Genomic DNA, 25,242 nt, shown 5'->3' with positions numbered 1-25,242 from the left:
TCCCTGATGGGAATGATCCGCCGATGGAGGCACATCCAGAACAACAAGGATTGAAACTCATAGAGGGACACATCAAGGGAACTCTCAGAAAGACCGATGGAGGCACATCCAGAACAACAAGGATTGAAACAGTCCATTCAACTGCTCCTTCAATTCTTGTATCGCCCGATGGAGGCACATCCAGAACAACAAGGATTGAAACTGCTTCGGTAAATACGCCTTCGCCTTTTTCCAAAATACCGATGGAGGCACATCCAGAACAACAAGGATTGAAACACCATTCGTGATACTCAACATTGATTCCATATTCCTTCCGATGGAGGCACATCCAGAACAACAAGGATTGAAACGGGAGAGTGATCGATTACCAACACCAGACCCAAGACGGAGCCTACTCCAGCCCGCACGGCACTGGCGGTTGGAATGGTCAGTCCCCTGGATGTCCCACACCCCGCTTCGGTAGTCACGCCAGACCACCAGATGCATAGAGTTTCCGAAAGCAACCGCCGGATGATATTGATGATGCGCTTGGACGCAAATGACCAAATGGGTGCCAAGCGGATTGCCGTTCTTATCTACCGGTTGCCCGCAAATGTCGTAATTGCCGTTGTGGCAGTTTTCCCACAGCAGCAGGGAATTGGTCGAAAAAGAGCTCACGGCAAGGGCATACTGGTGGGCCCTCCGACTGCAAACGGCGGAACTGCTGCTAAAAGTGTTCGATCGACCGCCTCTCTCACCAAGCGATAAGATGCGTCATCCTCTTAACATCACAAGCAACTCGTTCAAATTAAAAACCTTTCTTGACATTGCAGCAGAAATGTTCCATTGATCATGCAGCTCCTTGCTCCATTTCACGTGACCCATGCGACGCTGAAATCCTATTTTTTAAACTCAATTGGTGAAAATTTCAGGGGAGCTCTTATTTCCCAACACACCGAATACTGCTTTCCCTGCCTGGTCTTTTCCTGGCTGTTCGCTTTAAAGTCAGTTGTCTTGGTTGGGTGGCCATCAATTGGTGAACACCCCCAATGGGGATAGTGATCAAGGTGAGTCCAGCGGAAAAACAAAACCATAGGAGGCAGCAAATGAAGGGGAAGAAACACACGATTGTCTTGAACCTGGCATGGACCATCGGGTTGACTTTCGTCATGCTGTGCGCACCTGTGCAAGCAGACATGACGGTGACCTTTGAAGACGGCTCGGCGATCTATCCCGCAGGTACTAATCAAAGCGGTTTCATCTCACAAAGCAACAACCCCTTAGCCCCTTTTTCGGGACAGTCCGTGCATTTTTACGGCACAGATTACGCTCCCGCAGGCAGCACCCTCGCTTATCGTTACAAAATTCATTTTGATACCTCCACTACCATCAGGGCGATTCAATCGAACTTATTCGAACGCGGTGCCCCTCAGCCAGTTGAAGAAACCGGGCGGAGCCGTGGTCATTCCTCTCAATTGATGGCGTAGCTTCGCATTCACACGATCTCGCCGCAACTGCAGATCAGGGGGTGCAAAGCACTCCCTGGCAGTACTGTTATGCTGGCGAACCGCCTGCGGTTGCATTTTGACCCGAGGTTGACCGACGGCACGAAAAATGCCCTTTGAACCTGTACCAGATAGCTCCGTGCCTCGATAATTTGCCGTCATCAGCAGGAGGCCAAGTAATGAGGATCATCTATCACAAGTGGGCTTCGGGTGTTTTGTTGCTGCTGGCGGTGTTGCCGGCCAGCGGACAGTACGCCTCATTTTGCTTGTGTGCAGCCAGCCAAACTTCGGCCCCTTTGGCCCATGCCGCGAGTCTCCCCGCAGCCCGCGCCTGCCCTCCGCTTGCGCCTGCCGCCGGCGACACGGTGCAGGTGGCAACCGTGCAGCAGCTGTTGAATGCGGTGAACGATGCTGCGCCGGGTGCCACAATCCTTATTGCAGACGGAATTTACAATCTCAATGGCGCCTGCCTCAGTATCATCACGCCCGGCGTTACCCTCCGCTCCAGCAGCGGCGATCGCGAGGCGGTGGTGCTCGACGGCAACTACATCACCACGGAAATTGTGCAGATTCTCGCCTCCAATGTCACCCTTGGGGACTTGACGCTGCGGGAAGCAGCGGCCCACCCCATCCACGTGATGTCATCGGACGGCGCCCACACCCTGAACACCGCCATTTACAACGTCCACATCGTCGATCCGGGAGAACAGGCCATCAAGATCAATCCTGCCGCTGCCGGCTCCTATACCGACGACGGTCTGATCGCCTGCTCCCACATCGAGCTCACCGCCGCCGGGCGGCTGCATGTGAACGACTGTTACACGGGCGGTGTGGATGCTCATCAGGCGCGCAACTGGATCGTACGGGACAATCTGATCGAAGGCTTTTGGTGTGCAAGCGGTCTGTCGGAACATGCCATCCATTTCTGGCGAAGCAGCCGGGACACCGTGGTGGAGCGCAACGTGCTGCGCAATAATGCCCGGGGCATTGGCTTTGGTTTGGTGACGAGCGGCGACGGCAGCATCCGAACCTACCCGGACAATCCATGCCCGGCTGCAGGTGGTGCGTATGTGGATCACTACGGAGGCATTATTCGCAATAACTTCGTGTTTGCCGGTGACAGCGCCCTGTTTGCATCGGAAGACGGCTTCGATTCGGGCATCAGCCTGTGGCAGGCCTGCGGTGTGCGGGTGATGCACAATACCGTGGCATCCACCCGGGCTCCTTCGGCATCCTCCATCGAATGGCGCTTTCCCTTGACCGACGTGGACCTCATCAACAATCTCGTCACTCACGATCTTTGGGAGCGAGACAACGCCACGGCCTCCCTGGCGGGAAATCTCCAACACCAGCCCCTGGCGCTGTTTGTAAACGGCGCCGGCGGCGACCTGCACCTGGCGGCTTCGGCGGCCGCCGCCATCGACCAGGTTGCGGCGCCTGCAGATGCATCCGGCGACATCGACTGCCACCTTCGCCCCCTGGGAGAAGCCTCTGACATTGGCGCCGACGAATACCGTGCCGACGCCGACAAAGTTTGGTCGCCATCCCTGTTGATACTGCTGATCGACTGACGGATGATTATACGCCATTTCCCTTAAGCGCTCCATTTGATGGGTTAGGCGCAAATTGACGCGCCTAACCCATCGTGTTGTTATACTTCACCTATTTCACCTTAGCCTTTTTCGGTTCAACGGACTCAACAGGAAAATCCGACGGCATTGGTCGGTTTTCACCGCATACCAGCTTTTTTCCCTATCCAGCTCCTCCGGTGTGGGTCTATAGCTTCCAAGCTGATGTTTGTGGTGTGGGTTGGGTTGAATCATGCGGTACGCGTGACGAAACCCAACGCCTATTTTGCTTGGTTTCGTACCTCAACCCAGCAGCCTACTGGAAGCTAAAGCCATTTTCTTTAACGTTATAGTAAAGGTAGATCCGATGATTGTCCGGGTTCTTCCCAAAATAGCCTCTCGTTGATCCGGTGTGTGATTGATCCTGTGTTGACAAGTCTGCTGGCAGCGAGTATGGTAGTTGCACTTTGAATTTGCTTTTACAAGATCAGGTACTGTGAGTTTAAAAGGGAATCCCGTGTGATTCGGGAACGGTCCCGCCGCTGTGAACGGGGACGAAATCCGGCAAAGCCACTGTGTTGACGGCAGGCGGATTTCGGAAATCAGATGTCGGTAACTCTGCGCTTATTCTGATTTCTGACATCCGACGACCGTATTCGGGAAGGCTCGGAGAGTAGAAAGATCCGTGAGTCAGAAGACCTGCCTGATGCTTGCTGGGGAATCGCTGCGAGGAGCCAGCCGATGAACCGCTGAAGGACCAAGTGACCCGGGATGCAATCCTTAGAGCTTAAAGCTCTAAGGATTTTTTTTTGGCCTTTTGCCAAGTATGCACCCGGTTTTTGAACAAGCTGCATCGATCAAGGGAAGGAAGTGCAAAGCTTCCGCCGCCCCGCGACTGTAATCGGGACGAAAGCCGCAAGGATGCCACTGTTTAAACGGGAAGGCGCGGCGAGTAGGATGAACGTGAGCCAGGAGACCTATCGATGCATCAAACCGATTCTCATTCCTCGAGGGAGGAAAGGAGGTCTTTAATTTGAAGCCCGTACAACTACTCCTACTGGTAATCTTGTTTGTGTTCGCAAATGTGGCGCACGTTTTCCGCGTCACTGCCGAAGGCGGCGGCGAGGCAGCGCTAAGCGGTTTCAGCGAAGCGAGGCGGGGCACGGATGAAAAGGACAAGGAGCAACAGAGCAAAGCCGATCTGCAAATGGACGAAGTCGTTGTCACCGCGACTCTGCTTCCAACTCCTGTCCAAAAGCTGCCGGTTCGGGTTCAGGTCATTGCGAGAGAGGAAATCGAAAAATCTCGGTCCAATAATCTCTCCGAGCTTCTCATTGAAAAATTGCCGTCGCAGTTCCAGAAGTATCCGGGAGCCCTTTCGGCGGTGGAAATTCGAGGTTTTCGCACGGATACCATGGGCAGCGATATTAAAGGCAGGGTGTTGATCCTGATTGACGGGCACCGGGCCGGTACGGGAAATATCGCCGTCATTCCCACGGACAACGTCGAGCGGGTGGAGGTTGTGCGGGGGCCCGGCTCTGTCATTTACGGGTCGGCAGCCATGGGCGGGGTGATCAACATCATCACTCGCAAAGGCAGAGGCAAGCCCACGGTTCAGGGGACGGCGGAATATGGCAGCTTCAATCAGTACAGGGTAGCCGGCGAGGTCCTTGGGGGACTGTTTGATGAGCGGCTCGGCTTTTCCGGAACGGCCAGCCACCTTGAAAACCAGGACTATACCGACGGCAGCGGACAACGGGTCAAGAACACCAAATACCGGGATGAGGCCTATGCTTTAAGCCTTCATGCGGCCCCTGTGAAAAACCATACGCTGTTTGCGACCGGAAGTTATTTTCATATCCCCGTTGCCGGGACTCCGGGCCCCATCTATGCTCCCGATTTTGACGACCATAAAGAAGTCTTGCGCCGCTATGGCTCCATCGCTTACGACGGCAGCCTGCGAGATTCCGACGTAAATTGGCATGTCAGCGGCTACGGCGTATTCGATCGCAGTACCGCCAACGATCCGGCTGTCGAATGGGGCTACTCGTCTTCCACCACGGAAACGACCACGAACGGGGTAAGGAGCCATCTGAGTATTCCCACCTTTTCTCTGGGACGGCTGCTGCTGGGGTTCGACTGGGACGAGATCGGCGTGACGTCTGAAACCAACCCGCGCGGCTTCAATTACAGCCCCGACACGACTTACGACAACTTCGCCGGCTTTGCAGAACAGCAAATCGATTGGGACCGGTTATCCCTTCTTTTGGGCGTTCGCTATGACTACTTCGATGAGGCCATAAAGGAGACCGAGGGATTGGATGTCGTGCCGCGCGGTGAAAGCTTTGACCACGTTAGTTGGCGCGCCGGGGCAAAGTATTTTCCGCTCGACTGGCTGGGTGCGAGGGCGGCGGTTGGAACGGGCTTTCGTGTTCCGGCCGCCGACGAGCTGGCGGGACGATACGACTATCAATCCTACATGAAGATCATAGGTAACCCCAATCTCAATGCGGAAAAAAGCACCACCTGGGAAGTGGGATTGGACGCCGAATATCTACGCTTGAGCGGCGGGCTGGGTTTCTTCTACACCGATTACACCGACAAAATCACCGGCGGTTTCAACACATGCGTGGATGGCGACTGTACCTGGACCACCTATGAAAATGTGAAGGGAGCGATTTTTTCCGGCCTGGAAGGCTACATAGACTACCAGATTCCGTTTCCCTATGCCGACTGGATACGGCTGAGCAGCTATGCGGATTTCATCTATTACACGCAGCGCGAGATTGAAGACGACAGCTATGCCCAGACGCTCGGTTCAAGCACCGTACCCTATGTTCCTGAAGCAAGTATGACAGGCGGGATACGATGCGATTTCAACGGCAAGTCGGTGCTGCAGTTCAACGTTTCCTATTTTGGCCCGCAGGTTGTCCAGGATTGGGACTATACCTCTTCGACCTATGGCAAGGGTGTAGACAAAAGCGGGTTTCCCTTGTTCTCCCTGCGCTTCGATTTCCACCCCGTGAAAGCATTCAACACTTACCTGGCCATCGATAACCTGCTCGATCGGGAATATTCCTTTGTCAACGGCTATCCTATGCCGGGAAGGACCATTCGAGCCGGGCTTCAAGCGCGATTCTAAGGAGCGGAAGAGATGGAGGTGAAAAGTCTTTTACTCGGATTCCTGTTTACCGTCGGCATTTTTGCCGTGAAAAACGGCGTTGGACTTTTTTATTCCTGCACCGCCAATCGGACGGTGCCATCAAAGCTCGCCGTTCTTAGCGTTTATTCCTTTCTCTATTTCGCCGTCTTCGTCGGTGCCGCCTATGCACTGCGGCACATGGGCCTTATCGAAGATGTTGCCGTGCTGGAGAAGCTCCTGCGCTCCGGTATGCTCATCCACGTATTGGTCTCTTCAGGGTTGGTAGGCTGGGGTATCTGGCTTCTAAAAAAGAAACAAGCAAGTGAGGGTGAAAGTCGGGGTTGGCTGGCCCTGGTTGTTCCATGCCCGATCTGTTTGACAGCGGTTTTCCTGAGCGTCGCATTTGCTTCCTCCTTGTTCCCGGATGCTTCATTTGGAGTCGCGGTGGGTGCTTATCTGATTTTTATCGGCATCAGCTTTGCCAGCATGCTCAGCCTGTCATTCTGGAACCGCTGCGCCCGGGTGCGCCCCGATCCTCTGCTGGGCACCGCCATGGTGATGATCGGGGCCTATTTTTTCCTTTCTGCCGCTTTTATGCCCCTCTTTAATGAATTGGAAACGGTCTATCGGATTGCCGCCTACAAGCAAGATAAGCAGCAAATCGACTGGCGCCGGTGGCTTATGATCGGCACGGTGGCGGTAGTCTGCTTTGCGGACGGCTTCCGCCGGAAATGGAAAACGATAAGGAGGTGAACCCTTGCAGGTTAGCGCTTTTCTCAGTTCGCTCATTTACCTGATATCCAGTGCTTTGCTCTATCCAGTGCTCATCCTGCTCTCGCTTCTGACATTCTGGGTGCTGTTGCGGGCGGGAGCCTTTTTTGCGGAATGGCTGGAGCGCTCGCGCCTGCAGGAGGCACCCATCGAAAGGGCTGTATCATTGATTACCGGGGGCGCCATTGACGCCCTCTATCCCCACCCTGTCCGGGATTTCTACAAGGCTCTCCGTTCACTTGTTTCTGCCGGACGAATCATGGTCGGCCTGGAAGTGGAGCATTTGCTGCAGAATAGAACACTGGCTTTATGGAAGTCGCTGGACGGTCTGCAAATGGTCGTTCGAGTCGGCCCGGGGCTTGGCTTGATCGGAACCCTGATCCCCATGGGCACGGGTCTGGCTGCTCTCGGGCAGGGCGATATCGGCAGGCTTTCATCCGATCTGGTAATCGCCTTCACCACGACGGTTGTCGGTATGGCTCAAGGAATGCTGGCGTATTTCTTTTATACGGTCAAGAAGAGATGGGTGGAGCAAGATATTCGCAACCTCGAGTTTGTGACCGAAGTCTTGATGAATTCCAAAAAGGAGCCTGAGGCCGATGACATACATGAAACGGAGAAGAGTCACCGATACTGGTTTGGAAGATAACGATCCGCTGAGCGGGGTCGCCAATCTTTTCGATTTGGGACTGGTCTTCATCGTTGGACTGCTGATCACCCTTTTCAGCGCCTACCAGCTCACCGATCTTTTCAGCCGGCAATCGGAAATGACGCTTATGAAAAAGGGCGCGCAGGGGCAGTGGGAGATTCTCATTAAGAAGGGGAAGAAAATCAAGGCCATGAAAGTCAGCCAGTCCACTTCGGAAGGCAGGGGTGAAAAGCTGGGCACCGCCTATCGGTTGGAAAATGGCACGGTGGTTTACGTGCCTGAGATGGAGGAATGATTCGTTTCAAGGGGCAAGGACCCACGATTTGACTGAAGCTCGTTTTGTTCAACTTAATCCCTGGAATCGTGTCCGAGAACTGCCATCTAGAGCAGGCGCTCTCTCAAAGTCATTCCGGCAATCTTTAAGCCGGAATCCGGACCCGCGCCAAGATGAGGCTATCATGTGGCCGGATTCCGGCCAAAAACCTGCCGGAATGACGCAACAAGGTGACCGCCATATTCTCGGACAAGCTCCTTGACACGCAAAGACCATTGTTTCTCTTGCCGATCACACGTCACCAAGTCAGGAGGAGGGTTCAAATGAGGAGCACGAAGTGCCCGGTGCAAATTTTGCTTTTGTTGATAGCTCTGTTGCTGATCGTTTTTGGCAGTATCAAGCTGCTTTGCGCCTATCCCATTCATTTTATCGATGCCGGCGGCTCACAAATCAGCGTTGCAACTCCGCCGCAAAGAGTGGTCTCGCTGGTACCGGCAGTGACCGAAATCCTCTTCCGGCTGGGGGCAGGGGACGCCGTGACGGGAGTCACCTACCATGACAGCTGTTTGCTCCATACGACCGGCATAAATATCGTCGGCGGGGTTCTGACTCCGTCGACAGCGTCGATAGAGGCGCTTGCGCCTGATACCATTTTTGTTTCTTCCTTGCAGCGGAAAACACCAGATTACGCCAAGGGGCGATCATGCCGAATCATTCACCTGGCATCCAATTCACTGGATGATCTTTACAAGAACATCCGACTGTTGGGGCAAATTTTTGCAAGAGAAGAGAAGGCGGAAGAAATCGTTGACCGAATTCGGAACGAGATCCGGCTGATCGAGGCAAAAGTCGACAGGATTCCTCTGGATCAAAGAAAGCGGGTCATGAGGTTCATGGGTAGAGACCGGGTCATGGCCCCGGGGGACGATTCGTTCCAGAATGAATTCATCCGTGCCGCTGGCGGCATTCCGCCGCAGTTCGGCAAGGATGGAGCGGTCGTTGATGTCACCCTTGAGGAATGGCGCCGGTTCGATCCTCAAATGATTTACGGCTGTGGAGGCGATCGAGAATCCGCCGAAAAACTTTTCTCGCAGCCCGGCTGGAAAGATGTGGAGGCGGTCCGCAACGGAAGAATCTATTATTTTCCGTGCGAGCTAACCTGCCGCAATTCGGTTAATTCGGGTCAGTTCATAGCCTGGCTGGCATCGGTGGTCTATGAAGAGCAGTTCAGCAACCGGCAGAATCTGGTTCTTAAGGAAAAAATCAATCGTACCGTTCCCATAGATATTCGGCTCGATTATGTATGCTCGGCCGGTGTGTCTGAGAGCAGCATTTTCGACTTTACCAATAAAACGCTGGTCATTGAATTCAATCGGCCCATGCAGGTAACGTCCACACTGGAAGGGGAAAGAAGCGGCATCCTTGCGGTGGGTAACCATTACCTGCCTCCCCCCTGCTGGAACATAGGGCACCGTTTGGGGCTCGAAAAAAGCCGGCAGCACATCTATGAAGTGATTGGCAAAGCACAGCAGGAGAGCTCTTTTCTTTTTACCGGAGCGGACATGGGAAATTTGTCCGTGCAAAAAAGAACCCATGAGGACATGACGATCTACGCCCTGGTGACCGCCGGCGTGGAAACCAATGCGGTGCGCATGTCGATGGACCCTGGAGGCTTCTATGAACCGGGAACGATAAATTTGCTCATTATGGCCAATATGATGCTTACGCCCAGAGCGAGGACGCGTGCGATCATCAGCGCCACGGAAGCCAAAACGGCAGCCATGGAGGATCTCGACATACGCAGCTGCTCGTCTCCGCAGCTTTGGCAGGCGACGGGAACGGGCACCGACGAGGTGCTGGTGGTGGAGGGCAGTGGAACCGTGCTCGACAATGCCGGCGGGCACTGCAAGCTGGGTGAACTGATTGGCTCGGCCGTTTACGCCGGCGTGAAAGAGGCCGTTTATCGACAAAACGGTATCACTTCTGAACGCAACCTGCTTCGTCGATTGCAGGAACGACGCATCAATTTGTACGACCTGCTGCTCCAATGCGCCTGTCTCGAGAGTCAGGCGAACTTGAATGAATTCCTGGCAGAGCTGGAAGCTGTGCTTTTGCAGCCGCGCTATGGCTCCTTCATGGAAGGGGCCTTTGCGATCAGTGATGCTTATGAAAGGGGCCTGCTCATCAGCCTGGATAGCTACGAGAAATGGTGCCGCGGTATGGCGGAAGAAATTGCAGGAACCGACATCGCAAGCTGGAAGGAGTTGTTCCCGAGAAATGACGTCCCTCTTGTAGTGCGCATGGCGTTCGATGCGGTGTTGAACGGGGTGAACGCCCGGATCGCACAGCAATAGTCTTGGTTAAGCTGCTGTTCTCAAAAAGGAGCCGGGCGATGAAACAAACGTTTATCTCTTTGCTGATTCTCGTGGGGACGGCTTTTATTGCAGTGCCTGCGTGTGCCGACCAAATAGCTTTCCTCATCTGTGAATCGGATACGTATCTGGTCAATCATGCTGTCAAGGGCCTTAAAATGCCTGAAGATATACGAGTTGAGGTGTATTCCAAGGCCGATCTCGCGCCCGGCAGCGGCGCCGCTGCATTCATTGCAAGTTCCAAGGTCATCATTGTGGATGTGATGATCACGGAGCTGACCGAATACCTGCTGCAACAGGTGCCGTTCGCCGGAAAGCGCGTCTATGCCCTGAGGGGCTCAAGGGACGATGACGAGCTGAAAAAACAAGGATTTCTGTTCGATCCGGAGATACAGCTTTACTTCAACCATCTCAGTGCGGCAAATGTGCAAAACCTCGTCTACCGGGTGGCAAACCGGGAGCTCAATTCTGGTTCATCCGGTTAATGAGTACCTCTGGGTGTGGAGATGATAGAGTCGCAATTTAAAGTAGACCATATCTCGGAACCCATACGCCTGCCTTTTAAGGGTTTTGATTTTGTTGTTGGTTCCTTCGACAACGGCACTGGTGATAGAATATTTAAAATAGTTGAGAAGCCCTGTTTTGTAGCCAGCCAGAGTTTTGGCCACCTTGGCAAGGGGGCCGATTCCAGATTGCATGGCATCCTTAATCCACACTTCAAGGAAGCTCTTTGCACTGTCAAAGTCCTCGTCCCAAAAGAGTCGCAACTGTTCTTTCATGGAATGAGCAATGAAAAGGGGGTGATTGGCCTTAAGGAGGGCATCAAGTCGGGCCTTGCGATCAGGCTCAAGGGAATCATAGTTTCTCAAGAGTAGGAAGCGATTCCCTTTGAGAGCTTTTTGTCCGAGGTTGTCCAATTCTCTTTGCTGGCCTCTTCGGATTTCATCAATGGCCTGGTTCATGAGAGCCGATACGTGGTAACGGTCAAAGACAATATCAACATGAGGCAGCCACCCACGTACAGCAGAATAATAACTTCCGCTCATGTCCATGGCGATCGCAGTGAGTTTCTTTGCCTTTTTGGAGAGCTTTTCGATGAAGGGTTGGATCTTTTCTTTACTTCTGCCTTCAACGGCATGCAGAATTCTTCCATCCTCGATATTGACGAAAATGGTCATGTATTCATGGCCCTTTCTTATGCTGAACTCATCAATTCCAAGGTATTTGACTTTATGCAAGGGAACCGACCTGTAGAGCAAAGAGAGGCGCTCCTTGTGGATCTGTTTGACAAGATCCCAGCCCACTGCCAGGTACTCCGCGACCGAACGGATGGTGCCGAACTTCAAAAGATCCAAAGCTGTCAGTGCGAAGGACCTGACATAACGGTGTTTGCCATCCATAAAGGGCAGAGTGGGCCACCAAAGATGTCCGCACCTGAGGCATTTGAGTCGGTGGAGCAAAAGGTCCAAGAAGCACCTCTTCCTTCCAATGGGACTCATACGCAGAAGTCTTCTTTTCTGGCCTTTGAAGCTGGCTTTTCGATTTCTGCATTCTGGACATCTCACATATTGATCTGTCATTCGGGCATTGATGTAAATACAATCTCCCAAAAAGTGAGTGGATTCATAGTGAATACCCTTCAGACCGAAAGCATGGTAAAGTATGGATGTGGACATGGCTTGATTTCCCCTCCCGTTGTTCGATCACAGTCAAACAACTGGGGTTATTGCCATGTCCATTTTCTTTTTTCAACTCCGGGTACTCATTAACCGGATGAACCTCAATTCTTCCATCGCCTATGCGGAGATGGTCAAATTGCCCGCGCCCGGAATCTATCACCCCGACTCGAAAGTCCCTTTTGAAACCTACCAGGATTATCTGAACTGGTATCGGCAGCGCGACTGCTACCAAGAAAACAAATCATGGATTGGACTCATGTCTTTTCCTTCGTCTCTCATTGAAGGTCAGTCGGAACCGGTCGATCTGATCATTCGAAAGCTGGAGGTGGATGGCTGGAATGTGCTGGCCGGTTACGGGAAAGATATTGATATCCTGCAGCGGTTCTTCGTTGACGGAAATCATCGATCGCGCGTGGAATTGGTGCTTGCTTTCAGCCTCAAGTTCCATTCGGCGCTGAACGAAGCGCTGCAGGCAGCTCTGGTTGAGCTCGATGTACCGTTCATAAGCGCGATTCACCTGTACGCCGAAACCATTGAGGAATGGCGAGAATCCCCAACAGGTCTTGCACCTGTGGAAGTAACCTGGGCCATGACCAATCCGGAAGTCTCAGGTCTTGTCGAGCCGTCGGTTCTGACCGGAAAGGTTCGGAAGCAGGATCCTGAAACCGGGAAGACTCTTTTTATTCACGAACCCATCTCGGAGAACATCGACTTTCTGCTGCCGCGCCTCAAGAAATGGCTGCAGCTGAAAAGAAAGCCGAATAAAGACAAGAAAATTGCAATTCTCTATTACAATCACAGCCAGGGCAAACAAAACATCGGAGCGAGCTATCTCAATGTATTTGCCAGCCTGCAAGTCATACTCGACAAGATGAGGAGCGAAGGCTATCAGACTGCCCCCCGCGGGGACCTTGACCGAACGGCCATCCAGGATCTCGTGCTGAAGTACGGTCGAAATATCGGCAATTGGGCGCCGGGGGAACTGGAAGAGCTGACTGGCACGGGAAAGATTGTACGAATCCCGATCAACACCTACCGGCAGTGGTTCGAGAAGCTTCCCGCAGAGTTTCAGAGAGGCGTCACGGGCCAGTGGGGGAGAGTTGAAGATTCCGACATCATGATTCACACAGGTGAATTGATCATTCCGGCGGTCATGCTGGGCAATGTGGTCATCATGCCGGAGCCGGCCCGCGGCTGGGGAGACGACCCCATGAAGCTTTATCATTCTCCGGTGCTCTATCCCCATCATCAATACGTAGCCGCCTATCTGTGGCTGCAGCGCGAGTTTGCAGCCGACGCCGTCATCCATCTGGGAACTCACGCCACACACGAATGGCTCCCCGGCAAACAGGCAGGGCTTTCCATCAGCTGTCCGCCGGAGGTGCTGATCACCGATCTTCCCAATATTTACCCGTATATCGTCGACGACGTCGGGGAAGGAATTCAGGCCAAACGCCGCGGACGAGCCGTTGTCATCGACCATCTGACTCCGGGATTGCGGGAAGGGGGCCTCTATCAGGAATACAGTCGCCTGTACGAATTGATCAACTCCTACAGCCTGGCCCAATCGCAAGGGAGCCGGACCGGTTCCTTGCAACTAAATGAAATCAAAAAGATGGTTCAACAACTCGGACTCGACAAAGACCTTGGCCTGAACCTCAAGGATGCCGATACCGATGATCTTCTAACTCGTGTGGAGCACTATCTGGTCGAGCTCAAGGCCAATTTCATGCCCTACGGAATGCACACTTTCGGGAGATCTCCGGAAGCCGATGCACTCGAAGACACAATCAAGTGCATTATCAAAAGAAATCGAAATGTGGACCAAAGCAGAGTTAAAAAAGCTCTTACTGATTCGGGTCCTCTGGAAATCGGGCGTTTGCTGCGAGCACTGGAAGGCGGTTACATAGCCCCGGGGGAAGGGAACGATCCGGTGCGAAACACCGAAGCCATTCCTACCGGCAAGAATTTCCATGGGTTCGATCCCGCCAGGATTCCGTCTCCTGCCGCTTTTGAATCAGGTCGCAAGGCCGCACAGGGTATCATCGACAATAGTCTAAAAGAAAAGAGCCGCTATCCCGAAAAGGTGGCGGTGGTGCTTTGGGCTACCGAAACAATCCGTAACGAGGGCGTCAATGAGAGCACCATCCTCTACCTGATGGGAGTCAAACCAACCTGGGACGGCAACGGCCGAGTTTCCGGGCTCGAGGTGATTCCCGGCCGTATTTTGCAGAGACCAAGAATCGATGTGCTCATCAACCCGTCGGGACTCTATCGCGATCTTTTTCCACAATTCATGCTCTTTCTCGACCAGGCAGTCCATCAGGCGGCACAGCAGGAGGATATTGAGAACCTGATCGCCAGGCACAACAATGCCTTGAAGACAAAGCTCATCCAGCAGGGAGTGCCGGAAGACAGGGCGCAGCGGCTCTCCATGGTGAGGATCTTTTCTGAGCCAACCGGAGCGTATGGTACCGGAGTCTCTGAAATGGCCGGTGCTTCGGGGACCTGGCAAGCCCCTGAAGAGATTGTCAAAGTCTATGAAAACCGGGTGGGCTACGCGTTCAGCCAGGGACAGTGGGGAGAGGAGGCCAAAGATCTCCTGCGCCACAACCTCGGCGGCGTGGACGTCACCGTCCACTCCATATCGTCCAATGTCTACGGAACCATGGACAATGACGACACGTTCCAATACCTCGGAGGACTTTCGCTGGCCGTTGAAAAAGAAAGTGGCAAAGCTGCGGACACGCTGGTTTCCATGCAGCGCATGCCCGGTCAGGTCGATGTGGAAAATATCGCTAAAACCATCGGCCGCGAGCTTCGCACCCGTTACCTCAATCCCAGGTGGATCGAAGGAATGAAAAAGGAGGAATATGCCGGAGCCCGGGAAATGGATCAGTTCCTTCAGAACATGTGGGGCTGGCAGGTGACGGTAACCTCGGCGATTGACGAGAGCAAATGGCACCAGGCCTATCAGGTTTATGTGGAAGACAAGTACCGAATGGGCTTGAAAGACTTCTTCAACCAGGTTAACCCGTGGGCCTATCAGTCCATGACCGCTCGCATGCTGGAGGCGGTTCGCAAGGACTACTGGAAAGCCGATGAAAAAACCAGGCAAAAACTCGCCGTCGAGTACGTTACAAGCGTTGTGGAAAAGGGCGTCGCCTGCTGCGATCACACCTGCAATAATCCGCTGCTGAGCCAGATGGTGGTGAACATTGTTTCCATACCGGGGATTATGGCCCCACACATGGTGGAACGATTCAAAATCGCCATGGAAAAGGCGACGGGCAAAAAATTGTCTGATCAGCTTGCGGCTCGCCGGGAATTGCACAAAACGCTCAATGCTGAGTTTGCCCCGGCATTATTATCTCCACACAAGACCGAGCAACCGCCCGTTCATGAGAATGAAGCAGAACAGGCAGTCACGCCGGCAAATCAATCCGAAACGGTGAAGGGCTACAAACTGGAGGAAGTCAACCAGGAGGATGCCGAGTCCAGCGTCTCTTCCTCAGGGGTGCAGTGGTTTGCCTCCCTGTTTGTCGTTGCCGTGATCGGGCTGTTTTTTATTGGGGTGAGGAGGCATGCAAAAAAATGAAAAAAGAAGTCGAATGCAGGCAGTGTGGGAAAATGTTTGTCCAGTATGCATATGAGAAGTTCGCCCGTTGCGAGGAGTGCAGGAAGCTTAATCGAATGAATCAGAGGAGGACGTTATGAAATTATGCGTTTCCCTCGACTGCAAGGGAAATTCCCAGTTCCTTTAAGATCCCTTCCCCTCTCCGAACGGACCTACTGACTGCCGGCTGTGACAATCCCAATTGCCTTCCCACCTCGGTGCCGGCCATGCACAATTCCCTCCTTGCCCAGTAAGCCGCAACACTTCGAGCCTTAACACATTTCGGTTCTTTACCAGAAGTTCTGATTCTCTCCTCCGGTACGTCGCATATAGCACTCCACCCTCCGGCACTTCGAACCAGATCGCCGCCGGTCACTCGGGCCTCTTGCCCATCGATAACCCGCTTCTCACGAAGTCCCTATACCTGGTTTTGGCACTGCTTTTGTTCTCAGCGAAAAGAACCAACAATGCCTCGCTATCCCGCCAACCATCATCTATTCTTCCCATCAGCCGACTATGCCCGCAATAAGGAAAGTGATCGAGCTCGTTGAAGTCGGAAACGGTTTTTGCTCGAACAAGCAGATGAAAATGGTTGGGAATGAGCACCCATGCAAAACAGGTTGTGGAAGTCTCCATTAACCGCCTTCGCAGGCGTGCTCGTCTGGAAAATGCCCCCCGGTTTGGCCCTCGCCGCCGCCCTGAACGACTTCGGCCAGGGTCGGCCCGGCGGGCGTCGAGGGGATGAGCATCCGCAGCAACTCGGCTCCCCTGCTTCTCTGTGCAAGGGTGGTTGGAATCATGGGCCTGTTTTATAATGATATTGTGTTTTCAGGTATTTTTGGGATGACCTTGTCAGTGATACGGAGAGCACGCGGATTTCATTTGAAAGTCTTTCTCTGTGCCGTGTGTGTCTGGTTCAGAGGTAGTCTGACAATGTCCGGTGATTGTGCTGCGGCGAAGTCGCCACCCTGTTTGGAATGTTTGGAGAGGGAGAGGAAACAATCCATGCCAAAGCAAGATTTGAAAGAAATGATGAAGGAGAAGGCGCAAGCGGTCCAGAGCGTTGTCTCCGAAGTCGGGTCTATCGAGGAAGCCTTCCGGTATGCCATCGACATCACGCGCAAACAGGGAGGAACGGTTCTGGCTGCGCCGGGGTTGGGCAGGCAGGATGCTTCCGCTTTTGCGGCGTTTCGGGCTTTATGTGAACAAAACGGGGTGGCGCTGGTCAAAGAGAGCCTCCGGGCGGAAATCGGTAAACTGCACACGGGCTTCACCGTTGCCGATTACGGCATTGCCGAGACGGCGACCATCGTCCAGGAATCGAGCTGCGAGGACCTGCGCATCGCCACCATGTTGAGCGAAATCCACGTGGCGGTCCTGCCCGCTGCGCGCATCAAACCGAATGCCATGGCCCTTGAAAATGAACTGAAAGGCGAGATGAAATCAGCCCCCAGCTATTTGGCATTCATCAGTGGAGCCAGCCGCACGGCGGATATTGAACGTGAGCTCACCATCGGAGTCCACGGTCCCCAGGAATTACACATCCTCATTCTCGATGGGGATCAAGCCTGATTCCGCCGGTTTGTAGGTGCGCTGCCGCGGCCGTCGGAACCTTCTGACTGCAAGGAGAATACAATATGATCACCACGCCCCACAGTGTGAAGGAATACCGAGGTCAACTCAAGAAGGCCTTAGAAAATGAATTCCTGGGAACCACGCTGGACAACTTTGCGACAGCTTACAAAACCTCCAGGGCCAAGGCGTTTGAAGGGATAGACCTGGAAGGTCTCATTCAGGAAATTGCCGCGGGTAAGGATGCCTCCATTCCCTGCCTCGAAGAGCTCTTTGCCCTGTTCAAAGTCCGGGCGGAGGCCGCGGGCGTCACCGTCCATGCGGCTCACACGGCCACCGAAGCCAATGAAATCATCTCCTCCATCGCCAGGGCCAACGGGGTCCGAAAGATCGTCAAGGGTAAGTCCATGACGGCGGAGGAGACCTTCCTCAATACTCACCTGGAAAAAGCGGGGTACCAAATCACAGAAACCGACCTGGGGGAATGGATCATTCAGCTGCGCCATGAAGGCCCTTCGCACATGGTGATGCCCGCCATTCACCTTTCTCGGAAGCAGGTGGCGGAGCTCTTCACCAGGGTGACGGGCGAACACCAGGACCCCGACGACATCGACGGCATGGTGAAAGTGGCCCGCCGTGAACTGCGCCAGGCTTATTTGGAAGCGGACATGGGCATCACAGGTGCCAACTTCGCCATCGCTGAAACAGGCACCCTCGGCCTGGTGACCAACGAAGGAAACGGGCGGCTGGTGACAACCCTGCCGCGCGTGCACGTGGCCCTGGTGGGCTTTGACAAACTCATTTGCGACCTCAAATCGGCCCTGCGCATCTTGAGGGCTCTTCCCCGCAATGCCACCGGGCAGGCCATTTCCACCTATGTGACGTGGATCACGGGCGCCAACGAATGCGCTCCCGGTCCCGACGGACGCAAGGAAATGCACGTCGTCTTCCTCGACAACGGGCGGCTGGCCCTGGCCAAAGACCCTGTCTTTTCCCAGACCCTGCGCTGCATCCGCTGCGGTGCCTGCGCCAACGTCTGCCCCATCTACAAGCTGGTGGGGGGGCACAATTACGGCCACGTCTACATTGGAGCCATCGGGCTCATATTGACCTACTTCTACCATGGGCGCGAAAATGCCCGGGCCATCATTAAAAACTGCCTCAACTGCCAGGCGTGCAAATCGGTCTGCCCCACCGGGATTGACCTTCCCCATCTCATCAAGGAGGTCTATCGTGCTGTGCTCGAGGTGGAAGGTAAGAAGCCGGTCAAGAATGTGCTTCTCAGCAGGGTTCTCAAGGACCGGCGTCTGTTTCATTTCCTTTTGCGTCGGGCTCGTCTGGCTCAGAAGCCTTTGGCCGGCGGGGGAGATCTCATTCGGCATCTGCCCCTCTTTTTCTCCAAAGAGCACCGGTTTCGCAGTCTCCCCGTCGTTGCCAAGAACCCCTTGAGAGACATCTGGGAACACATTAACCCCCGCCTGCCAAAGCCGCGCTACCGCGTGGCGCTTTTTGGCGGGTGTCTCGTGGATTTCGTGTATCCGGAACAGGCCGAGGCGCTCCTGAAGCTTACCCGGGAACATGACGTGCAGCTTGAATATCCCATGCAACAGACCTGCTGCGGGCTCCCCGCAAAGATGATGGGAGAGAATGAAACGGCAAGGGAGGTGGCCGTTCAGAACTTGAAGGCGATAGATCCGGCGAATTACGATTGGGTTCTCACCCTGTGTGCTTCCTGTGGGTCGCATATGAAGGAAAACTACGCCAAGCTGCTGGCCGATGAGGCCGATTTGCCGGTGAAGGTGCAGCAGTTGAGGGATAAAATCATCGATTTCAGTTCCTTTATGCAGAACGTTCTCAAAGTCGCCCCGGAAAAGTTTGTTGAAAGCCATAAAAAGGTGGCGTACCACTCACCGTGCCACCTGTGCAGGGGACTGCACGTGACGAAGGAACCCCGTGACCTCATGAAGACGGCGGGCCTGGATTATGTTCCGGCCAAGGACGAAGAGGTTTGCTGCGGCTTTGGAGGGTCCTTTTCCATAGACTTCCCCGAGCTCTCGGCAGAACTTCTCAAACGCAAGCTGGATAATGTCGAAGCGACCGGAGCCGGAGTCCTGGTGACGGACTGTCCGGGCTGTGTCCTGCAGCTTCGCGGAGGGATGGACAAAAGAGCAGCCGGGAAAGTCAAGGTAAAGCACATTGCCGACGTGGTTGCCGAAAATCTGAAAAGGTAGCTTCTCGCTTCCTGGGAAAGCCCGGCCGGTAAGCTTTTGCCGGGAAATTCATCTACACACAGCACGGGGTGGGGCATATCCGGCTTATCGATCCCGTGGCCGAGACGGTCGAGGTCTTTAAGCTGGAATCGGGCAGGTGGTTTCTTTTTGCGACTTTCTCGGAAAATGAAAATGGCTCCAGGTGCATCGATACGCGCTCGCCGTGTCATAAAAATACCCTACCAAATTCAACAAACCAAAGAAACGCATAATTTCATGGGAACGTCCCCCTAATCCCCTAATCCCTCTCGAATTCAATAGGGTTATTCCCTTTGGGGCTGAGAACGAAGCTTGACATGGCACCAAATATGCTTATGTTGATGTTAAAAATTGACAGATCAGATGCAATGAAGATACATCGCAGGCCATCAACGCTGCGCTGGGATTGGTCAAGGAACGCAATTCCATGGCAAAGGCAGTTGCGGCACGGGCGGAGCCAATTGCCATTTCCAGAAGTCAAGCGTATCGGTATGTGCGCAAAGCAGAGACAACGGGCATAGAGGTTCCAGTTTCAGAAGATTCCCTTTACCATCGAGCGGAGAAGCCCTTGGCGCATGTTCTTTCAAGGACATGTGCTTTACCAGTATACTCTCTTCCGCCAACCGGGGGAGAGAGACATGGACAAGGAGCGGTATCATTGCGGGTCCCATACTGTCACTGACTCGAAGTACTACTTCGTGGGGAAGACGAAGTACAGTTACGGAGACCTGCGCCATGACGTGCGCTGAGAGTGCGCGACACCATCCGAAAGATCCGCGCGGAGAGGGGGGTGCAGGTATTGAAAGGCCACATCAGATCGAATAATATCCAAATCCTGATCAGTGCTCCAACATACTACTCTCATGCGAGAATTGCTGAGTATCTATAAGGTAAGAGCTCCTGCCGTCTGCAAAGGGACCTCCACAGCCTGCGGCAAGGTTACCGGGGGGAGACGGCTGTGTAGCTACGGACGTTTCTGTTCGACCGTTGATCCTGTCACGGAGGAACAGATCCAACTATGTTATCCCACAGCATAATCCATGTTGGAGGATATCCATGAAACAAGCACTTTTGGTCATGCTTCTTCTCCTGCTTTTTCCCGCGTCGGCGCCGGCAGCCTGGACTGACACTTTCTACCACGACTATGTAAATTACGGCGTCTTAGACGCCGTTCAAGGCGCGCTGGACAATGACGTCAGGCCCCAAGATATCCTCGGGCTCGTGACCTCCAATCCATCTACCTACAGCGTACACAACACGCTCAAGGCGCTCTTTTGTGCCGGCGTAGACCGCGAGGTGGTAGAGGAGGCCGCTATTGCGAACGGGATCTCCGAGGCAGAGATCAGTCTCGCCCTTGAGGAGAGCATTAAGAGCTGCGACTTCAGTGAGGACCCTGATCCGCCTCCAGGAGAGTCTTATCTGGTGAGCACGAGCGCCGGACCCGGCGGCAGCATCAGCCCATCATTCCAGACGGTTGATGAAGGAGCAACCGCGAGTTTTACCATTACCCCGGACGCCGGTTACACCATCGACGGCGCGTCAGGCTGCGGCGGGTCGCTCAGCGGCACTACCTATACCACCGGCCCGGTCACGGCTGACTGCGAGGTGACGGTCAGTTTTTCGCCGGGTCCTCCCCCTCCTCCGGGAGGATCTTATCGGGTGAGCACAAGCGCCGGGCCCGGCGGCAGCATCAGCCCATCATTCCAGACGGTTAATGAAGGAGCAACCGCGAGTTTTACCGTCACCCCGAACGCCGGTTACACCATTGCCGACGCGTCAGGCTGCGGCGGGTCGCTTAGCGGCACCACCTATACCACCGGCCCGGTCACGGCTGACTGCGAGGTGAAGGTCAGTTTCTCGCCGGGTCCTCCTTCTCCTCCGGGAGGATCTTATCAGGTGAGCACAAGCGCCGGGCCCGGCGGCAACATCAGCCCTTCAAGCCAGACGGTTGATGAAGGAGCAACTGCGAGTTTTACCGTCACGCCGGACGTCGGTTTCACCATCGCGGGTGTATCAGGCTGCGGCGGTTCGCTCAGCGGCATCACCTATACCACGGGTCCGGTCATGGCAGACTGCACAGTCTCGGTCCAGTTCGGAGTGCCGGGAAACATGACCATGCCCGGCAATGCCCTCGATTTCGACGGAACGGATGATTCCGTACACGTTCAGGACGCAAATTCCCTCGACTTCGCGACCAGTTATACCATCGAAGCGTGGATTAAACCCGAGGCTTTCACCTGGCTCGGTGGAATCGTCTCTAAGTACCATTCCGTGGAAGCCAACGGGTACACGCTCCGACTGGGCATGAACGGGAGCTTCGACGGCATCAACTTTGACGGCATGGAGACCACGGGGGGAGTGCTTCAGGTCGGTGTCTGGCATCACGTGGCCGCGGTCAATGACAACGGGACCCGGCGTGTGTACATAAACGGCGTGGAACAGGGGCTGACGGGCAGTGCAATAACCGTGGTCGCGAACAGCGATCCGATGAAGATCGGCTCGGATTATGGCAGGCCGTTCAACGGGGCTATCGATGAGGTGCGTATCTGGAGCGTCGCGCGCACCCGGGAGCAGATCATTGCAAACAGGGGGTCAACGGTGGATGAAACTTCGACCGGACTGGCCGCCTATTACCGGTTCGATCAGGGCGTGGCAGGAGGCGACAATACGGGCGTGACTACGCTGTACGACCGGACGGCGAACATGCTGCACGGGACCTTGGGCAACTTCAGCCTGAACGGAACCTCTTCGAACTGGATTACCTCGGGTGCTGGGATGAAGCCTACCAGCCTTCCGACCGACATTTCACCCTTGCTTCTTCTCCTCCTTACCGAGCAGAAATAGGGCCCAATACTGTTGAATGAATGGTGCGAAAAGGGACGTTCTTGAATTAGTTAAATTCCGGTACCAGACGGGCTCGTCCAACGACGGGATAAGATTGTGGATCGCTTCGATCTCACGATCTATCCTTGGTGGTTGGGCAGTGACAGAATCTATTCACACCCCTGAGGAGATTTTCTGCATTGGATATTCCACGGATTTTCAACATCACCGAAAGTGCTCACCGCATCCACAACCCGTTCACACCCGAAAAGCTCGCCACTCTGGGCGCGGCGCTGCGTCTGGAAACGGGAGCCCGAGTGCTTGACCTCGGCAGCGGTTCGGGGGAGATGCTGTGCACCTGGGCACGCGATTACCGAGTGATCGGCACCGGCATAGACATGAGCCGGTTGTTCACCGAGCAAGCGAAACTCCGCGCTGAAGAACTCGGTGTCGCCGATCAAGTCAAGTTTATCCATGGCGATGCTGCCGGTTTCGTCTCTGACGAGAAGGCCGATGTCGCAGCCTGTCTCGGTGCCACTTGGATCGGCGGGGACGTCGCAGGCACTATCGAGCTTCTGGCCCGGAGCCTCCGCCCCGGAGGGATCATCCTCATCGGCGAACCCTACTGGCGGCAGTTACCGCCGGCGGAAGATGTTGCCAGAGGGTGTCTTGCCGGCTCAATCTCCGACTTTGTCCTGCTTCCAGAACTTCTCGCGTCTTTCGGCCACCTCGGCTACGATGTCGTGGAAATGGTTTTGGCAGATCAAGACAGCTGGGACAGATACGAGGCGGCCAAGTGGCTCACCATGCGCCGATGGCTTGAAGCCAATCCCGACGACGAGTTCGCCAAAGATGTTCGAGCCAAACTAACCTCGGAACCCGAGCGCTACGCCGCTTACACGCGTGAATATCTGGGCTGGGGCGTGTTCGCGCTGATGACGCGGTGATGAGGGGTTTACCGGGCGACTCAGAAAGTGAGGGAACTAATGGGACACCCTTAACTTATTAACTGGCGGATTTGGATCAACTGGATCAATATCCCTTTTGCTGCCATGGAGTAATCATTGGTAAACACCAGCAGTCGTGCCAGAACAGCGAAAGAGTGTTGCTGCAATTTGTAGGTTAATGAGTTAAGGACGTCCCGGATCACCAATCACACAGTCACGCCGATGGCGTGGTCGCGGCGGGATGCCGCTCCTACGGCAAGGTGGAGCTTCATCCGAAGGCACATTTATAAGAAAGATTAACGGGTATAGCGTTATCAAGGGGGCTTCACATCCGTTCGCCCTGAGTTATCCAGGGGCGAATCGTGGCACCTGTGTAAAATTTCCTTTGGACTTGAGCCCGTGTGCCTCCCTGGAGAGATCGAGTGATCTTGCCGGCCCCTCGATGCACCTCCGTCAAAGGGTTTGTCGGGGACAGCGGCATATGGTCGTTCGACCCGACTGGATGAAGTCCCTAAAGCCTCCCTTTGCCTCAATGTCCTATCATGGCAGGATAAAACAGAATCCATGGGAAGTCATCGGGCGCTGTCAGAGTTCTGTAATAGGACCAGGGGCCCCAACCCGCGTTGTTACCCGCAGTAACCATCCAATAGTAGGTCTTGCCATCCTCGGGGAGCTTGAGCGTATAGGCCGTTACGTTGCCAACGTTACCATAATACAACCTGGTGTCTTCGGCAAAGGTGGAGCTAGTACTGACAGCCAACCAGTACTTGGTGGCGTAGGCGCAGGCATTCCACGTGAAGGTCACGGAAGGGTCGGACAACACGGCGTGATTGGCTGGTGAGACCAGGGTGGGCGCGGCAGGCACGGTTCCATTGACGAAGCTGCTGGTGCCGGACCAGGGTCCCCAACCGGAGCTGTTATAGGCCCTCACCCGCCAGTAGTAGGTGGTTCCGGTGTTGGGAAAGCCGCTCAAGGTCCACGAGGTGACAGTTATGGTAGAGCTGTCATAAAGCGTGGAAGAGAATGAGGAACTGGTGCTGACCTGGAGCTGATACTGGGTGGGGCTGCCGGTTGGCGTAGTCCAGGAGAAGGTGATGGAGGTTGTGGAAACCGTGGCTCCGTTGGCCGGCGATGAGAGCGACGGCGCTCCGGGCACCGAAGTGGAGCTGCCGTTGATGAAGCTGCGTGTGCCGGACCAAGGTCCCCAACCGGAGCTGTTATAGGCCCTCACCCGCCAGTAGTAGGTGGTTCCGGTGTTGGGAAAGCCGCTCAAGGTCCATGAGGTGTCGGTTATGGCAGAGCTGTCATAAACGGTGGAAGAGAATGAGGAACTGGTGCTGACCTGGAGCTGATACTGGGTGGGGCTGCCGGTTGGCGTAGTCCAGGAGAAGGTGATGGAGGTTGTGGAAACCGTGGCTCCGTTGGCCGGCGATGAGAGCGACGGCGCTCCGGGCACGGGTGTAGTGGACGGGGGGAGTACGTTTTCTGCAAATTGGCCAAAAACATTACCAGGCGGATTATATTGGCAAACGCAGGCACAATAAGGTGATGGGCTGGTGCATCCAGTCTTGCACCCGCATCCTATTTGCGTGGTACTCTTCCAGACAACCTGGGTAAAATGACCTGTCGCCATACTAAATCCGGGATTGTTGTAATCGTATAGGGGCTCTTCCGCGTACCATAAATCCACCGCACCTTGAGGGGTAAGAGCGTAAGAGGCCCAAGCGAGGTTCTCCCCGTAGCCTGATGAAGAATGGACGGACGGGCATGTGTCAGCCCATGCCTGAGCGCTCGCCGCTACGGTGTCGGACCATGTCACGGCCGGTGATCCATGCAGGGCTCGGTAATAGTTGTGTGCCTGTAGCCACTGCTCGATCTCCGCTTGAGTGGCACATGATGCTTTTTCACCTAAGATACCAAACACGCTCATGAAAACCAGCATAACCATTGCCATCAAAATATATTTTTGATGCTTTTCCATTTTCTGCTGCCTCCTTCTTCGTTAAAAGCGTTGTTTGATTTCAACGCATATGAAAGCATTGCGCAGAAGCCACAGGAACTGAAAGACGAGCCGATCTGGAGAAGAAGCTGCAATA

Annotated in this window: 16 protein-coding genes, 1 CRISPR repeat array and 2 riboswitches; of the genes, 13 read left to right on the top strand and 3 right to left on the bottom strand. The window is 54.5% G+C overall.

What is annotated here, in order from left to right:
* Positions 1-20: 20 nt before the first annotated feature.
* Positions 21-350: direct repeats of the CRISPR family, unit length 37 nt; unit sequence CCGATGGAGGCACATCCAGAACAACAAGGATTGAAAC.
* Positions 351-1,085: 735 nt separating this feature from the next.
* From K1V27_RS21815 to K1V27_RS21780, 8 genes are all read left to right on the top strand, one after another.
* Positions 1,086-1,466, top strand: a complete 381-nt coding sequence (locus K1V27_RS21815) for a hypothetical protein (RefSeq protein WP_258932390.1) — start codon at positions 1,086-1,088, stop codon at positions 1,464-1,466.
* A gap of 197 nt (positions 1,467-1,663) precedes the next feature.
* Positions 1,664-3,055: a right-handed parallel beta-helix repeat-containing protein gene (locus K1V27_RS21810; RefSeq protein ID WP_258932388.1), complete on the top strand. Its 1,392-nt coding sequence runs from the start codon at positions 1,664-1,666 to the stop codon at positions 3,053-3,055.
* A 469-nt stretch (positions 3,056-3,524) separates the two neighbouring features.
* Positions 3,525-3,773, top strand: a riboswitch (cobalamin riboswitch).
* A gap of 116 nt (positions 3,774-3,889) precedes the next feature.
* Positions 3,890-4,051: riboswitch (cobalamin riboswitch) on the top strand.
* 34 nt (positions 4,052-4,085) lie between these two features.
* Positions 4,086-6,194: a TonB-dependent receptor plug domain-containing protein gene (locus K1V27_RS21805; RefSeq protein WP_258932387.1), complete on the top strand. Its 2,109-nt coding sequence runs from the start codon at positions 4,086-4,088 to the stop codon at positions 6,192-6,194.
* A gap of 12 nt (positions 6,195-6,206) precedes the next feature.
* Positions 6,207-6,947 carry a DUF2162 domain-containing protein gene (locus tag K1V27_RS21800; protein WP_258932386.1) on the top strand — a complete coding sequence of 247 codons (741 nt, stop codon included), beginning with the start codon at positions 6,207-6,209 and terminating at the stop codon, positions 6,945-6,947.
* A gap of 4 nt (positions 6,948-6,951) precedes the next feature.
* On the top strand, positions 6,952-7,614 hold the full coding sequence (locus K1V27_RS21795; protein ID WP_258932385.1) for a MotA/TolQ/ExbB proton channel family protein: 663 nt from the start codon (positions 6,952-6,954) through the stop codon (positions 7,612-7,614).
* Entirely contained in the window at positions 7,565-7,909 is a 345-nt protein-coding gene (locus K1V27_RS21790; protein WP_258932384.1) for a DUF2149 domain-containing protein, read from the top strand. The genes K1V27_RS21795 and K1V27_RS21790 overlap by 50 nt, the downstream gene beginning before the upstream one ends.
* A 302-nt stretch (positions 7,910-8,211) precedes the next feature.
* Positions 8,212-10,242 (top strand): adenosylcobinamide amidohydrolase, encoded by a 2,031-nt coding sequence (locus K1V27_RS21785; protein WP_258932382.1) that lies wholly within the window; start codon positions 8,212-8,214, stop codon positions 10,240-10,242.
* Positions 10,243-10,280: 38 nt separating this feature from the next.
* A complete protein-coding gene (locus tag K1V27_RS21780; protein WP_258932380.1) occupies positions 10,281-10,745 on the top strand; it encodes a hypothetical protein in 465 nt (154 codons plus the stop codon).
* On the opposite strand, the gene K1V27_RS21775 is transcribed toward K1V27_RS21780, so the two are convergent.
* Positions 10,734-11,936, bottom strand: a complete 1,203-nt coding sequence (locus K1V27_RS21775) for an ISL3 family transposase (protein ID WP_309574017.1) — start codon at positions 11,934-11,936, stop codon at positions 10,734-10,736. The genes K1V27_RS21780 and K1V27_RS21775 overlap by 12 nt on opposite strands.
* Before the next feature lie 55 nt (positions 11,937-11,991).
* On the opposite strand from K1V27_RS21775, the gene K1V27_RS21770 reads away from it, so the two are divergent.
* Positions 11,992-15,537 carry a cobaltochelatase subunit CobN gene (locus tag K1V27_RS21770; protein ID WP_258932378.1) on the top strand — a complete coding sequence of 1,182 codons (3,546 nt, stop codon included), beginning with the start codon at positions 11,992-11,994 and terminating at the stop codon, positions 15,535-15,537.
* A 653-nt stretch (positions 15,538-16,190) separates the two neighbouring features.
* Here K1V27_RS21770 and K1V27_RS21765 read toward each other — a convergent pair.
* On the bottom strand, positions 16,191-16,355 hold the full coding sequence (locus K1V27_RS21765; RefSeq protein WP_258932377.1) for a hypothetical protein: 165 nt from the start codon (positions 16,353-16,355) through the stop codon (positions 16,191-16,193).
* 205 nt (positions 16,356-16,560) lie between these two features.
* Here K1V27_RS21765 and K1V27_RS21760 point away from each other — a divergent pair, with 205 nt between their 5' ends.
* From K1V27_RS21760 to K1V27_RS21745, 4 genes are all read left to right on the top strand, one after another.
* On the top strand, positions 16,561-17,127 hold the full coding sequence (locus K1V27_RS21760; RefSeq protein WP_258932376.1) for a LutC/YkgG family protein: 567 nt from the start codon (positions 16,561-16,563) through the stop codon (positions 17,125-17,127).
* 65 nt (positions 17,128-17,192) lie between these two features.
* Entirely contained in the window at positions 17,193-19,358 is a 2,166-nt protein-coding gene (ldhH, locus tag K1V27_RS21755; RefSeq protein WP_258932375.1) for an L-lactate dehydrogenase (quinone) large subunit LdhH, read from the top strand.
* A gap of 1,239 nt (positions 19,359-20,597) precedes the next feature.
* Positions 20,598-22,220: a LamG domain-containing protein gene (locus K1V27_RS21750; RefSeq protein WP_258932374.1), complete on the top strand. Its 1,623-nt coding sequence runs from the start codon at positions 20,598-20,600 to the stop codon at positions 22,218-22,220.
* A 179-nt stretch (positions 22,221-22,399) separates the two neighbouring features.
* Positions 22,400-23,146 carry an SAM-dependent methyltransferase gene (locus K1V27_RS21745; protein ID WP_258932373.1) on the top strand — a complete coding sequence of 249 codons (747 nt, stop codon included), beginning with the start codon at positions 22,400-22,402 and terminating at the stop codon, positions 23,144-23,146.
* Between the two features lie 529 nt (positions 23,147-23,675).
* Here K1V27_RS21745 and K1V27_RS23215 read toward each other — a convergent pair.
* Positions 23,676-25,127, bottom strand: coding sequence for a CAP family protein (locus tag K1V27_RS23215; protein WP_258932371.1), 1,452 nt, complete (start codon positions 25,125-25,127; stop codon positions 23,676-23,678).
* Between the last annotated feature and the right edge of the window lie 115 nt (positions 25,128-25,242).

This window comes from Desulfoferrobacter suflitae, assembly GCF_022603395.1.
In the GTDB taxonomy this organism is placed as follows: Bacteria; Desulfobacterota; Syntrophobacteria; order Syntrophobacterales; family Syntrophobacteraceae; genus Desulfoferrobacter; species Desulfoferrobacter suflitae.
Note: the sequence above shows the minus strand (reverse complement) of the source record. Positions and strands in the feature narration are given on the sequence as shown.

Coding starts and splice junctions, on each gene's coding strand:
- ldhH (WP_258932375.1), top strand. CDS start 17,193: ATGATCACCACGCCCCACAGTGTGAAGGAATACCGAGGTCAACTCAAG.
- K1V27_RS21760 (WP_258932376.1), top strand. CDS start 16,561: ATGCCAAAGCAAGATTTGAAAGAAATGATGAAGGAGAAGGCGCAAGCG.
- K1V27_RS21780 (WP_258932380.1), top strand. CDS start 10,281: ATGAAACAAACGTTTATCTCTTTGCTGATTCTCGTGGGGACGGCTTTT.
- K1V27_RS21800 (WP_258932386.1), top strand. CDS start 6,207: ATGGAGGTGAAAAGTCTTTTACTCGGATTCCTGTTTACCGTCGGCATT.
- K1V27_RS21790 (WP_258932384.1), top strand. CDS start 7,565: ATGACATACATGAAACGGAGAAGAGTCACCGATACTGGTTTGGAAGAT.
- K1V27_RS21765 (WP_258932377.1), bottom strand. CDS start 16,355: ATGATTCCAACCACCCTTGCACAGAGAAGCAGGGGAGCCGAGTTGCTG.
- K1V27_RS23215 (WP_258932371.1), bottom strand. CDS start 25,127: ATGGAAAAGCATCAAAAATATATTTTGATGGCAATGGTTATGCTGGTT.
- K1V27_RS21770 (WP_258932378.1), top strand. CDS start 11,992: ATGTCCATTTTCTTTTTTCAACTCCGGGTACTCATTAACCGGATGAAC.
- K1V27_RS21775 (WP_309574017.1), bottom strand. CDS start 11,936: ATGTCCACATCCATACTTTACCATGCTTTCGGTCTGAAGGGTATTCAC.
- K1V27_RS21785 (WP_258932382.1), top strand. CDS start 8,212: ATGAGGAGCACGAAGTGCCCGGTGCAAATTTTGCTTTTGTTGATAGCT.
- K1V27_RS21810 (WP_258932388.1), top strand. CDS start 1,664: ATGAGGATCATCTATCACAAGTGGGCTTCGGGTGTTTTGTTGCTGCTG.
- K1V27_RS21815 (WP_258932390.1), top strand. CDS start 1,086: ATGAAGGGGAAGAAACACACGATTGTCTTGAACCTGGCATGGACCATC.